We start from the raw sequence: 13,674 nt of genomic DNA on the forward strand, positions 1-13,674 counted from the left end.
GTCCACGGGCACGGGCGCGCCGAAGGCGGACGGGGACGGGGGCCGGGGCGGGAGCGGGGTTCGGGGCGGGGACGACATCCGGGGCGGGAGCGGGGGCAGGGACGTCATGAGTCGGCGGCAGAAGCTCGTCCTCGTGCTGCTCCTCGGCTCGCAGTTCATGATCGCCGTGGACTTCTCCATCCTGAACGTCGCCCTCCCTGTCGTCGGGGAGGGGCTCGGCTTCCCCCTCGCCGACCTCCAGTGGATCGCCACCGCCTTCGCGCTCGCCGCGGCGGGCTTCACGCTCCTCTTCGGGCGCGTCGCCGACCTCTTCGGACGCAAGCGGATCTTCATCGGCGGCATGGTGCTGCTCGGCCTCTCCTCCGCCATCGGCGGCCTCGCCACCACGCCGGAAGTGCTGCTCGCCGCGCGGGTGTTGCAGGGGCTGGCCACCGCGGCCGTCACCCCGGCGGGGCTCGCGCTGCTCACCACGGCGTTCCGCGAAGGGCCCCAGCGGGACCGGGCGCTCGGGCTCAACGGAGCGCTCATGTCCGCCGGTTTCACCACCGGCGCACTCCTCGGCGGGCTCCTCACCGACCTGCTCTCCTGGCGCTGGGCGTTCTTCATCAACGTGCCCGTCGCGGCGGCCGTCGTCGCCCTCGCGCCCGCTCTCCTCACCGACTCGCGGATCGTGTGCAGACACCGGCTCGACGTGCCGGGCGCGGTGACGGTCACGGGCGGTCTGCTCGCCCTCGTGTACGGGCTGACGCGGGCGGGCGGGGCCGGCTGGGGCGACCCCTTGGCGCTCACCGCGCTGACCGCGGGGACGGCCCTGCTCGTCGCCTTCCTGCACGTGGAGCGGCGCTCGGCGGCGCCCCTGGTCCCCGTACGCATCATGCGGCGCCCCACGGTCGTCTGGGGCAACGCGGCGGGGCTCGTCGCCTTCGCCACGGAGACCTCGCTGGTGTTCCTCCTGACGCTCTACCTCCAGGAGGTACTCGGCTACTCGGCGCTCGCCACGGGCCTGGCCTTCGGTGTCCTCGGCCTCGGCACGGTGCTCGGCGGGACGCTGGGCGGGCGGGCGGTGAGCCGGTTCGGCGGGCGTGCCACGATTCTCGGCGGCGGCGTGATCCAGGCCGCCGCCACCGCCTCCCTCGTCGCGCTCGGCGCGTCGGGCGGCTGGATCTGGCTGCTGCTCGCCGCGACCTTCGTAGGCGGCGTCGGCAACATGCTGCTGATCGTCGGCTTCATGGTCACCGCCACGTCCGGCCTCCCCGACTCCGAACAGGGCCTGGCAACCGGGCTCGCCACGATGACCCAGCAGGTCGGCATCACCCTCGGCATCCCGGTGATGAGCGCGATCGTGGCGGCCCGGACGGGTCCGGGCGGGGACGGGAGCGAGGGCGGAGGTCCGACCACCGTCACCTCGCCGGAGGCGGTGCTGTCCGGGGTGAGCACGGCGGTCGCCGCCAACTCGGCCCTGGTGCTGGCGGCTTCACTCTTCACGGCGTATCGGCTGAGGCGTGAAACCGGCCACCGGGCCGGACGCGGGGACGGGCGGCGCGCCGGACGCGGGGACAGGCGTCCGGCCGGACGCCTGAGCGCACGTCAGGCCGGGCGCTAGGGCGCGCCTCAGACGGGCGTCGGGCCGGGCACCAGACGGGCGTCGGGCCGGGCGCCAGACGGGCGTCAGACGGGGCACGAAAGCGGATGTCCGGCCGGGCGCGAGCGCGGGCGCCCGGCACGGCACGGCACGAGCACGGGCGTCCGGCACGGCACGGCACGAGCACGGGCGTCCGGCACGGCGCGGTCACTCCGTCGTGTAGTAGCGGTAGAACGTCGCCAGGAAGACGCCCGCGCCGACCAGCAGTGCCATGATCGTGGATCGCAGCACGCTCGCCCCGCCCAGGCTGTAGAGAAAGCCGAAGGTGACCCCCGCGAACGCCATCCAGGACAGGGAGCGCAGCTCGCGGGGGAGTGCGTGCGACAGCCGGTGCAGGGCGTACATGAGGGCGGCGAAGACGACGCCGGTGACGACGCCGAGCAGGACGTTCGCGGTGGTGATCGGCCCGCCGTCACGCCGGATGGCGCAGGCCCAGAGGCCGTAGACGACGCCCATGAGCAGGGCGAGGCCCGCCCAGCGGGTGGCGGAGGTCGTGGACGCCCGTGAGCCGGGCATGGAGCGGGGGTGTACGGGGGGTGCGGCGTGTGCCATGACGGTTCCCTTCTCTGCCTCTGTGGCGCCTGCCGTACATCAGTGGTCGCGGTACGCGCACGGGTCGTGGTGGCAGTCCCGGTCGTGCAACTGCGGGCACGGGTCGGCGGAGGTGCAGCTCGGCACGGAGCGGCCGCCGGTGTCGACGTACGCGGCACTCGCCCAGCCGCGGACACCGGCCAGCCAGTACCAGTGGGGGTCGCCGTGCACGGCGGTGCCGTGCGTGACGCACTCGACGCGGTCCTGACTGCCGTACGGCAGCTTCGCGACAATCGCGCCGCCGGTAGTCGGCTCGTCCCTGACCTTCAGGTCGGGTCCGGAGACGACGGTGCCCCAGATGACACTGCTGTCGTTGTTGGCGGGGCTCACGGCAGCAGTGGTGCGGCTCATGGCAGTAGTGGCGGGGCTCACGGCAGCAGTGGCGGTGGCGGCGGCGGATCCCGCGCTCAGCACCGCTGCCGCGCAGGCCGCCCCCAGGGTCAGAGCGATTCGCATGATCGGCCTCCTCGTCCCCTCGCCCCTCGTCCCTCGTCCCCTCATCCAGGAAACACCCGTTGGACCCAACGCTCCACCGGAACCTTCCCTAGCCTGGAAACCGATGAGTTTCCGGGGCGGCCCCGGTCTGCCCTCCCACAACAGTCCTTCGACAATCCTTGTGACAAGGCGGGCGGACATGAGCAGCATGGCCATCGAGACCGCGGGTCTGGTCAAGACCTTCGGCGACAACCGCGCGGTCGACGGCATCGACCTCACCGTCCCGGCGGGCACGGTCTACGGCGTCCTCGGGCCGAACGGCGCGGGCAAGACCACGGCGGTGAAGGTGCTCGCCACCCTGCTGCGGCCCGACGGCGGCGAGGCGCACGTCTTTGGACACGACGTGGTGCGCGAGGCGGACGCCGTACGCGAGCGGGTCAGCCTCACCGGGCAGTACGCGTCGGTCGACGAGGACCTGACCGGTCTGGAGAACCTGCTCCTGCTCGGCCGCCTCACCGGCCACGCCAAGAAGGCCGCGCGTGCCCGCGCCGAGCAGCTCCTCGAAGCGTTCGGCCTGACCGACGCGGCGACCCGGCAGGTGAAGAACTACTCGGGCGGCATGCGGCGCCGCATAGACATAGCCGCGTCCATCCTGAACACCCCCGACCTGCTCTTCCTCGACGAGCCGACGACGGGCCTCGACCCGCGCAGCCGCAACCAGGTCTGGGACATCGTGCGCGCGGTCGTCGGCCACGGCACGACGGTGCTGCTCACCACGCAGTACCTGGACGAGGCCGACCAGTTGGCCGCCCGTATCGCCGTCATCGACAAGGGCAAGGTCATCGCCGAGGGCACCAAGGGCGAGCTGAAGGCGTCCGTCGGCGCCGGCTCGGTGCATGTGCGGCTGCGGGACGCCGGGCAGCGCGAGGAGGCCGCGCGGCTCCTCGGCGCGGTGCTCGACGCGCAGATCCAGCTGGAGCCGGACCCAGTCGCGCTGACGGCCCGCGTGGGCGCGGACGGAGCGAAGAGGGTGGACGGAGCGGGCGGCACGGGCGGCACGGATGGTGCGCAGAACGGTCGCGGTGCCGCCGAGCAGGCCTCACGCGCGCTGGCCGAGCTGGCCCGCGCCGGCATCACCGTCGACAACTTCGCACTGGGCCAGCCCAGCCTGGACGAGGTCTTCCTCGCCCTGACCGGCTCGGACACCGGCCACCACACCCCCGCGACCGACGTGAAGGAAGAGGCCACGGCATGAGCACCGCCGCCCCCACCGAGACCCAGGACATCGCGCCCGTCAAAACCGAGTCCCTCGCCGAACTCCTCATCTCCACCGAGCGGCCGCCGCGGCCCAGCGCGCTCTCCGCCTGCCTGACCTTCGGCTGGCGCGCCATGCTCAAGATCAAGCACGTGCCGGAGCAGCTCTTCGACGTCACGGCCTTCCCGATCATGATGGTGCTGATGTACACGTACCTGTTCGGGGGCGCGCTGGCCGGGTCGCCGCAGGAGTACATCCAGTACCTCCTGCCGGGCATCCTCGTGATGTCGGTCGTCATGATCACGATGTACACGGGCGTCTCGGTCAACACGGACATCGAGAAGGGCGTCTTCGACCGCTTCCGTACGCTGCCGATCTGGCGCCCCTCGACGATGGTCGGGTACCTCCTCGGCGACGCCCTGCGCTACGCCATCGCGTCCGTGGTGATCCTCACCGTCGGCCTCATCATGGGCTTCCGCCCGGACGGCGGTTTCCTCGGCGTCATCGGCGGCATCGCGGTCCTGCTGGTCTTCTCCTTCGCCTTCTCCTGGATCTGGACGATGTTCGGGCTGCTGCTGCGCACCGAGAAGTCGGTGATGGGCGTCAGCATGATGGTGATCTTCCCGCTGACCTTCCTCAGCGACATCTTCGTGAAGCCCGAGACGATGCCGGGCTGGCTCCAGGCCTTCGTCAACAACAACCCCATCACCCATGTCTCCTCGGCGGTCCGCGCCCTGATGGACGGCACGTCGCCGACGACGGCGCTGGGGTGGACGCTGGGGTGGGCGGTGGTTTTGGTGGCGGTGTTCGGGCCGGTGACGATGCGGTTGTACAACCGCAAATAGGGGCGGTCGCGCTCTGTCCCGGGCTGGACCGGGCGGGGCGGTCTGGCCTGCCTGTCTGCCCGGCCTGCGCTGAGGGCTGACGGCTGACGGCTGACCTCGTTGCCCCATATGCAGTCGCCCCGCTCGCGTCCCGTGTGAGCGGGGCCTTGCCTGGGATGCGTGCCCCGCAGCGTCCGCAGCGTCCGCAGCCCCCTGTCCGCCGTCCTCCTCGTCCTCGCCTGCCTCCTCGTCCCCCTCGGTGCCCTCTCCACCTGGTCGCGGTACGAGATCGGGGACCCGGACAACTACGTCGCCACCATGGCGCCGCTGGCCTCCGACCCGGCGGTGCGGTCGGCGGTGGTGGACGCGGTCACCGACACGGTCATGGAGGAGATCGACGTGGGGCCGCTTCAGGGCACGGTCGAGACGTTCGTACGTGACGCGGTGGGGTCCTTCACGGAGACGGCGGCCTACAAGACCGCGTGGAACGCGGCGAACCGTGCGGCGCACGACGCCGTGCAGCGGGCCTTGAGCGACGACTCCGCCGGTGAGGTCACGATCGACCTCGCGCCCATCACCGAGCGGATCAAGCGGCAACTGTCCGAGGACGGGGTGCCGTTCGCCTCGAAGATCCCCGTGAAGCACACGGAGGTCACGGTGATGCGGTCCCAGGACCTCGGGTGGCTGCGGCAGGTCTTCCATCTGCTCCAGTCGGCGGGGTTGTGGCTTCCCGTGGCGGCGGCGGTCTTCGCTGTGGCCGGTGTCCTCTTCTCCGCTTCCCGCCGGAGGGCGGTGGTTGCCACGGGCCTCGGGGTGGCGCTGGCGGCCGGGCTGCTCCTGGTGGCTCTCGCCGTCGGACGTGGGCTCACGCTCGGCGATCTGCCTGCGGATGCGTCCCGGGATGCGGTGGGCGCGGTGTACGACGCCTTGACGGCGTCCTTGTGGGTCGCGTCCTGGGTGGTGATGGGGGTGGCGCTGGTGGTCGCTGCGGCGGTCTGGCTGACTCCCCGCGTGCGGTGTGCCTGAGCGGTTCTACGGGGTCTTCTGCGGGTTGCTTTATGGCTGCCCGCGATGTTCCTCACCGTCGTCTGTTCGCCTGCGGGTGGAAGGTGCCCGCTCGCGCCGTTCCCCGCGCCCCCGACGGGGCCCGACCGTCGCCTGTCACCCGCGGGTCGGGTGTGGCCGCTCGCGCCGTTCCCCGCGCCCCTGACGGGGCGCGACCGTCATCTGTCACCTGCGGGTCCGGACGTGGTTGGGCGCGACCACGGACAACCCGCGGGCGACAGACGGCCTCTTAAGGGGCGCGGGGAACTGCGCGACCAGCCGCAACCGGCCCCCGCTCGCTCATGAGGGAGGATTCCCGCAGTGACGTTCGACGACGAGCGAGAGGCCGGCGCCTTGGACAGTGTGACCGCATCCCATGACGCCGAGGCAGAGATAGAGGGAGAGATAGAGGCAGAGGGAGAGGGAGGCGGGCGTCCGCCCCTGGGGCGGCGGGTCGGCGCCGGGCTCGCCGGCGCGCTCCTGGCAGGCGTCAGCGCCGTCGTCGCGTTCCGCGTCGCCGACTCCGACGGCTTCACCCCCGTACCGCAGCTCCTCGCGTTCCTGCCGTGGCTCCTCGTCCCCGCCACCGCCGCGCTCCTGCTGGCCCTACTGGCCCGCTGGCGCACCGGCATGGTCTGGGCCGTCGCCGCCCTCGCCCTCCTCGCCTGGTACACAGAGCCCTACGGCCACATCGACGCCCCGTCCGGCAAGGCCGTCGCCGAGCTGCGCGTCATGACGTCGAACGTCGAATTCGGGAAGGGTACCCACGGACTCGTCCGCGCCGTGCGCGAGGAGCGGCCCGATCTGCTCTTCGTCGAGGAGTGTGACTACGCCTGCGCCGCCACCCTCCGCAAAGAGCTGCCCCACGCCGACTATCCGTACCGCGAGTCGGTCGACGCGTACGGCCCCGAGGGGTCGGTCATTCTCGCCAACGTCCCGCTGAAGAGCCCGAACCGCATCAAGGCCACCCTCGGCATGCCTGGCGCCGTCGCCGACGTGAAGGGGTACCCGGTCCGCGTCCAGCTCGCCCACCCCATGCCGCCGCTGCCCCGCGAGGAGGACCTGTGGCGCAAGGAGCTGAAGGGTATTCAGGAGTACGCCGCCGCAGGAGACGGGCGGTCCACCATCGTCGCCGGGGACTTCAACGCCACCCAGGACCACGCCGCCTTCCGCTCCCTCCTCGACAAGGGCGGACTGCGCGACGCCGCCCGCCTCGACCGCTCCTCCCGCTACCCCAGCTGGCCCACCGCCGTACCCTCACCGCTCGGCGCACAGATCGACCACGTCCTCGCGACGCCGGACTTCTCCGCCCGGGACGCCCGTTTTCTGGAGATCGGGAACACCGACCACCGCTCGCTCGTCGTCACGCTCACGCTTCACCGCGCCGAAACGGAACGTTGATCCACCGGCCGGGGCAAGCAACGTAAAGCGGCGATAATGGGCACATGCCTCGTGAGACCCCCACCGCACCCCCGGGTCCACGCGGCCCCCTGCGCCCGCGTCCGCGCCCACGCGCACGCCCGCTGACCCCACCCGCCTGGCTGGTCAGGTCACTCAAACCACAGTCCGCGCCCATCCCCTGGGCGGCCGTCGCCCGCGCCTCCGTCGCCATGGCGCTGCCGCTCGCCGTCGGCATCCTCGCGGGGCAGCCGACGTACGGCGCGCTCGCCTCCATGGGCGCGCTCTCCGGCGTCATCGGCGACACCGCCGACGCCTACCGGATGCGCGTACTCAACATCGCCGTGCCGCAGCTCTTCGGCGCCCTCGGCGTCACCCTCGGCTCGCTCGTCTTCGGGCACGGCTGGGTGGCGGTCGGCGCGGTCACGTTCGTGGCGCTCGTCTCCGGGATGATGTCGACGATCGGAGCCGTCGCCTCCGTCGGCGGGCTGCTCCTGCTGCTCAACTGCGTGGTCGGCGCCGGGCTCCCGATGCCCGGCCAGTGGTGGCTCGCCCCGGCCCTGATGACCGGCGGCGGCCTCCTCGTCCTCGCGCTCGGCCTGCTCGCCTGGCCGCTGCGGTCCGGCGTCCCCGAGCGCGCCGCCGTCGCCGCCTCCTACCGCTCGGTGGCCGCGCTCCTCGACGCGGCGGGCACGGACGCGTACGACGACGCGCGCACCGCCGTGACAGCCTCCCTGAACCAGAGCTACGACCTCGCCCTCGCCCGGCGCGCCCGCGACCACGGCCGCAACCCGGAACTGGTCCGGCTCGTCGCCCAGTTGAACGCCCTCAGCCCCATCGTCGAAGCGGCCCCCGCCGCCCACCTGAGCGCCCGCCACGCCCGCGTACGCCTCCCGTCCGAGATCCCCGCAGCGGTGCGCGCCCTGGCGCAGGCGGTGGAGCGGGGCGGCCGGACCGAACCCCCCGTAGCCGAACCCGCGGTAGCCGGTCCCCCCGTACAGGCGCCGGAGGCGATCCGCCTGCCCGAGCGCGGCGACCACGCCGCCCGCGCCCTCGACCACGCCGTGCTGCACGCGGCGGAGACGCTGAGCGACCCCGACCCGCTCGGCGTCATCGCGGCCGACGACCGGCTCGGCCGGCCCGCAGCGCTGCGCGTACGGGTCCGGCGCGCCGCCCGCAACGTCATCCTCTCCGGCACGTCCTGGCGCTACGGCCTGCGGCTCGCGCTCTGCATCGGCATCGCGCAGGCCCTGGTCTCGCTGATCGACGTCCCCAGGTCGTACTGGGTGGCCCTCACCGTCACGTTCGTCCTCAAACCCGACTTCGGCTCGGTCGTCTCGCGCGCCGTCCTGCGCGCCCTCGGCACGGCGGCGGGCCTGGTCGTCGCGGCCGCCGTCCTCGTGCAGGTGCCGCACGGCTGGTGGGACGTGCCCGTGATGCTGCTGCTCGCCCCGCTCATCCCGGCCCTCACCACGCGCGGCTACGGCTACCAGACGGCGGCGATCACCCCGGTCATCCTGCTGCTCTCCGACATCCTCAACCACCAGGGCCTCGGCCTCGTCGTGCCGCGCCTCGTCGACAGCCTCATCGGCTGCGCCATCGTGCTCGTCGCGGGCTATCTGCTCTGGCCCGAGAGCTGGGGGACGCGGATCGGCGACCGGCTCGCGGACGCGGTCGCGGACACCGCCGGGTACGTGGAGTGCGCGTTCGGCGCCACCGCCGAAGCGGCCGAGCGGGCCCGGCTGCGCCGCCGCCTCTACCGCGACCTGTCGGTCATCCGCTCCGAGTTCCAGCGGGCCCTGACCGAGCCCCCGCCGACCGGCACCCGCGCCACCGCCTGGTGGCCGCTGGTCGTCGCGGTCGAACGCATCCTGGACGCCACGACCGCCGCCCTCGTACGCATCCGCCACGGCGCGCGGGCCCCGGCGCCCGAGGAAGTGGCGGAAGTGGCGCGCGAGCTGCGGGAGCTGGCGCGCGGGCTGCGCGCCTCGGACGTCCTGGAAGAGGTGCGCTCCGACTTCACCGTCGGCCCCAAGGACAGCGTCCTGGAACCCCTGCGCCAGGAGGTGGGCGCGGCAAGGGCAATCGCCTCACCGAAGGCGGAGTAGAGCCCCCGGGGGCAGCACCCCGAAGGGGCGCGGGCCCATCACCCGGTCCCGGCCTGCCCAGAACGGCTGGTTCTCATGGGGTTCGGGCGTCTGGTGCGGCGGCCGTACCGCCTCTACGCTCATCGACCATGGAGCTCGAGGTCAGGCACCTCCGCGCGCTGTGCGCCATCGCCGACACCGGCAGCCTGCACAAGGCGGCGCGCCAGCTCGGCATGAGCCAGCCGTCGCTGACGACGCAGCTGCGCCGCATCGAGAACGCGCTCGGCGGCCAGCTCTTCGCCCGCGAGCGCACCGGCTGCCGCCCGACGCCGCTCGGCCGGGTCGTCCTCAGCCGGGCCCGCCCCCTCGTCACGGAGATGCGGGCCCTGGTCGCCGAGACGAAGGCGGCCGCCGCCCGCGCCACCGAAGGCCCGCGGCTGCGCATCGGCTCCACGGCCAGCCGCGCCATACCGGGCTGGCTGCGCAGGCTGCGCGTACGCCTGCCGGGCACCGAGATATCACTCCAGATGGACGTGTCCGCCAACGCGCTGCTGCGCATGGTGGCCACGGCGCAGCTCGACGTCGCGTTCGTGCACGAGGTCGAGGGCAGTCCGCTGCGGCTGCCGGAGTCGCTGCGAAGACGCGTACTCCTCGACCGCGAGCCGCAGTTCGTCTCCCTAGCCGCGGACCACCCGGCGGCCGGGCGTCCCGTCGTACGGCTCTGCGACCTCGCGGACGACCGCTGGATGGTCGACCCGACGGTCGACGGCGAATGGGACGGCCTGCGCCGCGTCCTGACGGCAGCCGGCCTCAACCCCCCTGTCCTGCACGGCGACTACCTCACCGCCGCGTCCCTCGTCGCCACCGGCGAGGTCGTCACGCTCTGCCAGCCGACCTCGCGGGGCCGCGCCGACATGGCCGTACGCCCTCTCTTCGGCGACCCTCTCGGCGTACGCCTCATGGTGGCGGCCCGCACCGAGGACGAGCTGAACGCGGTCTACGGCGAGCTGGAGGCCGCCTACTGGGAGGCGGCGCGGCAGTCCCCCGCCTATACGGAGTGGCTGCTGCGCGCCGGTGACCCACGGGGAGCCACCGGCGGCACGCTGGCCCCGACCGGCTGACGGCCTCCGGGCAGACGGCTCAGACGCCGATGTCGCAGCCGTCCTTCCGCCACACCGAGACGACCGACGGACGGACGATCCTGCCGGGCCCGTCGGGCCAGGCACTCGCGGGCTTCTCGACGGAGGCGCCGTCGATCTCGCCCGGGTGCTGCACGGCGACGACCACGCGCCGGTCCTGGACGAGCGGACCGCAGGTCTCGGCGCCGTTCGGCATGGTCAGGAACTGCTTCAGCTCACCGCGCCGGTCACCGCGCGTGGCCACGCCGAACAGGCCGTCGTGGGAGCCGAGCTGGTTGCCGTCGGTGGAGATCCACAGGTTGCCGTGCGGGTCGAAGGCGACGTTGTCCGGGCAGGAGATCGGGGAGACGCGGTCCTTGGGGAAGCCGGCGAAGTACGTCGACGGGTCGTCCGGGTCACCGGCGACCAGGAACAGCGACCAGCCGAAGGAGGTCGCGTCCGCCCGGCTGCGGCGCTCGGTCAGCTCCAGGATCTGCCCGTGCTTGTTGAGGTTGCGCGGGTTGGCCTCGTCCGCACCGGCCTTGCCCGCCTTGCCGCGGTCGGAGTTGTTGGTGAGCGCGACGTACACCTTGCCGGTGTGCGGGGAGGGCTCGATGTCCTCGGGCCGGTCCATCTTGGTGGCGCCCACCTTGTCACCGGCGAGGCGTGTGAAGACGTACACCTCTTCGGCGGTCATGCCCTCGACGTGGCTGACGGCCTTGCCGCCGGGCCCGGCGGTGGCGAGCGGGATCCACGTGCCGCTCCCGTCGAACTCGCCGTCCTGCGGAAGACCGCCCTTCCCGTCTATCTGATCCACCGGGGAGTCACCGGTCAGCTTGGCGACGTACAGGGTGCCCTCGTCCAGCAGCGTGAGGTTGTGCTCGTGCGCGGCGCGCGATGTGCCCTTGGCGACGCGCTTGCTGCTGACGAACTTGTAGAAGTAGTCGAACTTCTCGTCGTCACCCATGTAGACCACGGGCCGGCCGTCGTGCGTGAGGCGCGGCTGCGCGGCCTCGTGCTTGAAGCGGCCGAGCGCGGTGCGCTTGCGCGGGGTCGACTCCGGGTCGTACGGGTCGAGTTCGACGACCCAGCCGAAGCGGTTGGCCTCGTTGGGCTCCTTGGCCAGGTCGAAGCGGTCGTCGAACCGCTCCCACTTCCTCTCGGAGGCCTCACCGGTGACGCCGTACCGCTTGAGGCGGGCGGCGGCCTTCGGGTCGGTCACCTTCGCGGCGTTGGCGAAGTACTGGTTGAAGTTCTCCTCGCCGTGCAGCGTGGTGCCCCACGGCGTCGTACCGCCCGAGCAGTTGTTGAGCGTGCCGAGGACGGTGGTACCGCGCGGATCGGCCTTCGTACGTACGAGCGGACTGCCGGCGGCCGGTCCCGTGAGGCGGAAGCGGCTGGTGGCGGTGAGCCGCCGATTGAGGTGATGACGGCTGACGGCACGCAGCTTGCCGCTGCGCCGCTCGCCCTCCACCACGACGACGGAGAGTCCGTGCGCCGCCCAGGCGATCTCGACCTGCTCGCGGGTCGGGTTCGAGGGGTCGTACCCCTTGAACATCAGGATCTCGTCCGTGTACTCGTGGTTGGCGACGAGGACCTGCCGGCCGTGCTCGCCGCGCAGGGGCAGCAGGGAGAGGAAGTCGTTGTTGTAACCGAACTGACCGGCCTGCGCCTTGGCGGACTGCTTGTCGGCGTCGAAGGCGGGCGCGCCGCGCAGGATGGGCTCGCCCCAGCGGATGACGACGTTCTGCTCGTAGCCGGTGGGGACGGTGACGGCGTCGGCGGTGTTCGGCGCGACGGGCGCGAACCGCAGTCCGCGCGCTCCCTTGCTCTTCCCGTCCTGGTGCCGGCCGGTCGTGGCCGCGGCCGCCTCGCTCACGCCGGGGCCCGCGACGACGGCGCTGCCCGCGGCGGTGGCGACCGTCACGACGGCGGCGGCGCGCATCAGCGAACGGCGGCTGAGCGCACCGGCGATGACGTCACCTACGTACGCGTTCTCGCTGGTGTTGGGCACCTCGCCGAAGCAGGCGTCGCCGCAGCGGAAACGGCAGGTCAGGGCGGAACGGCCGCCGCTCCCCTGATGCGAGGTGATGATCGGCAGCAGCTTGGGCACGGATCCTCCGTCGTCGTGGCGTGGCTTGTTTCCGACGTGAGGCTAGGTGTGGGTTCCGGCACGGCGGCGGCCTGCGGGTGAACGGCGGGTGAATCCGTGAGGCCGGGGAGGAAGTTGAGGTGGGACCCGTCTCGGGGTGACCCTGCCCAAGATCGCCGGTGGCGGCGGCTAACCTTACGTGTCCGCCCTGGCCAGGGATTTACGGCAATCAACTCACGCGAAGGATTGCGCACATGGGCATTCTGAATCGCCTGCGGAACGCGTTCGGACGGTCACGCAAGGAGAGCGTTCCTGAGGCGCGGGAGCCCGAGCGTGGCGTTGCGACTGCGCTTGAGCCGGGGCCGGGGGCCTCGGAGTCCACGGAGGCCCCGGGAGCCCCGAGTGCCTCGCGAGCCCCGAACACCCCTGACACCCCTGAGACCCCTGACGCCCCTGACTCCCCGAAGGTCACGGGCTCCGTCTCGCTCCCCTCCCCGTCACCCGAGCCGACCCCGCCCCCCAGGGCCACGGTCCCCTCCCCCAGCCCGGAGCCCTCACCGTCGTCCTCGACGGTGGACGACCTGGTCGCGGCGGCGTTCGACAACGTAACGGTCCCGACCCAGTCGCCTGCGGCCCAGGCCAACGCCGAACCGGAACCCGAACCGGAGCGGGCAGCTGAGAAGACCCCCGAGCCGGAACCCGAACCGGAGCCCGCAGCGGACGCGGAGCCGGACGCGGAGCCGGAACCCGCAGCCGTTCCCGCCACACGGGAGGAAGCAGCTGCCGCTGTGGGCAAACGTCCCGCAGGGCGATTGGGGTCTCCCCTGCTCGAGCGAAGCCGAGAGCTTGGGGAAGGGAGGGCACAGCCCGAAGGCACCGGGGCCGATGTAGCGACGGAAAGCACCGCACCCTCGGCGGAGCCGGAAACCCCGGCGGCGCCGGAGATCCCCGCGGAGCCGGAGCCCCAGGTGGAGCGGGAAACCCCGGTGGAGCCGGAGCCCCTGGCGGGGCGAGAAACCCCCGCAGAGCCGGAAACCCTCGCGCAGCCGGAAACCCCCGCACAGCGGGAAACCCCCGCGGCGCCAGAAACCCCCGCGCAGCCGGAAACCCCCGCACAGCGGGAAACCCCCGCGGCGCCAGAAACCCCCGCGCAGCCGGAAACCCCCGCACAGCGGGAAACCCCCGCGG

General features: G+C 72.5%; 10 protein-coding genes. 7 read left to right on the plus strand and 3 right to left on the minus strand.

The window, feature by feature from the left end:
• Positions 1 to 106 precede the first annotated feature (106 nt).
• The gene (locus ACWDZ7_RS33655; RefSeq protein ID WP_451802319.1) at positions 107 to 1,603 is read left to right on the plus strand and encodes an MFS transporter; all 1,497 of its coding nucleotides are present in this window, start codon (positions 107 to 109) and stop codon (positions 1,601 to 1,603) included.
• 186 nt (positions 1,604 to 1,789) lie between these two features.
• Here ACWDZ7_RS33655 and ACWDZ7_RS33660 read toward each other — a convergent pair whose 3' ends face one another.
• Both ACWDZ7_RS33660 and ACWDZ7_RS33665 read right to left on the minus strand, forming a co-directional pair.
• The gene (locus tag ACWDZ7_RS33660; RefSeq protein WP_451802286.1) at positions 1,790 to 2,194 is read right to left on the minus strand and encodes a hypothetical protein; all 405 of its coding nucleotides are present in this window, start codon (positions 2,192 to 2,194) and stop codon (positions 1,790 to 1,792) included.
• Between the two features lie 39 nt (positions 2,195 to 2,233).
• Positions 2,234 to 2,689 carry an SH3 domain-containing protein gene (locus ACWDZ7_RS33665; RefSeq protein ID WP_451802288.1) on the minus strand — a complete coding sequence of 152 codons (456 nt, stop codon included), beginning with the start codon at positions 2,687 to 2,689 and terminating at the stop codon, positions 2,234 to 2,236.
• A 178-nt stretch (positions 2,690 to 2,867) separates the two neighbouring features.
• Here ACWDZ7_RS33665 and ACWDZ7_RS33670 point away from each other — a divergent pair, with 178 nt between their 5' ends.
• The 6 genes from ACWDZ7_RS33670 to ACWDZ7_RS33695 all read left to right on the plus strand — a co-directional run bounded on the left by ACWDZ7_RS33670 (position 2,868) and on the right by ACWDZ7_RS33695 (position 10,397).
• Positions 2,868 to 3,923, plus strand: a complete 1,056-nt coding sequence (locus ACWDZ7_RS33670; RefSeq protein WP_451802289.1) for an ATP-binding cassette domain-containing protein — start codon at positions 2,868 to 2,870, stop codon at positions 3,921 to 3,923.
• Positions 3,920 to 4,768, plus strand: a complete 849-nt coding sequence (locus ACWDZ7_RS33675; protein ID WP_451517130.1) for an ABC transporter permease — start codon at positions 3,920 to 3,922, stop codon at positions 4,766 to 4,768. The genes ACWDZ7_RS33670 and ACWDZ7_RS33675 overlap by 4 nt, the downstream gene beginning before the upstream one ends.
• Positions 4,769 to 4,927: 159 nt before the next feature.
• Positions 4,928 to 5,773: a hypothetical protein gene (locus tag ACWDZ7_RS33680; protein WP_451802290.1), complete on the plus strand. Its 846-nt coding sequence runs from the start codon at positions 4,928 to 4,930 to the stop codon at positions 5,771 to 5,773.
• A gap of 411 nt (positions 5,774 to 6,184) precedes the next feature.
• Positions 6,185 to 7,192 carry an endonuclease/exonuclease/phosphatase family protein gene (locus tag ACWDZ7_RS33685; protein ID WP_451802321.1) on the plus strand — a complete coding sequence of 336 codons (1,008 nt, stop codon included), beginning with the start codon at positions 6,185 to 6,187 and terminating at the stop codon, positions 7,190 to 7,192.
• Positions 7,193 to 7,236: 44 nt separating this feature from the next.
• On the plus strand, positions 7,237 to 9,297 hold the full coding sequence (locus ACWDZ7_RS33690; protein ID WP_451802291.1) for an FUSC family protein: 2,061 nt from the start codon (positions 7,237 to 7,239) through the stop codon (positions 9,295 to 9,297).
• 128 nt (positions 9,298 to 9,425) lie between these two features.
• Positions 9,426 to 10,397: a LysR family transcriptional regulator gene (locus ACWDZ7_RS33695; RefSeq protein ID WP_451802293.1), complete on the plus strand. Its 972-nt coding sequence runs from the start codon at positions 9,426 to 9,428 to the stop codon at positions 10,395 to 10,397.
• Between the two features lie 19 nt (positions 10,398 to 10,416).
• On the opposite strand, the gene ACWDZ7_RS33700 is transcribed toward ACWDZ7_RS33695, so the two are convergent.
• Positions 10,417 to 12,507, minus strand: a complete 2,091-nt coding sequence (locus ACWDZ7_RS33700) for a PhoX family protein (RefSeq protein ID WP_451802294.1) — start codon at positions 12,505 to 12,507, stop codon at positions 10,417 to 10,419.
• Between the last annotated feature and the right edge of the window lie 1,167 nt (positions 12,508 to 13,674).

The organism is Streptomyces sp. NPDC003032 (assembly GCF_053591415.1).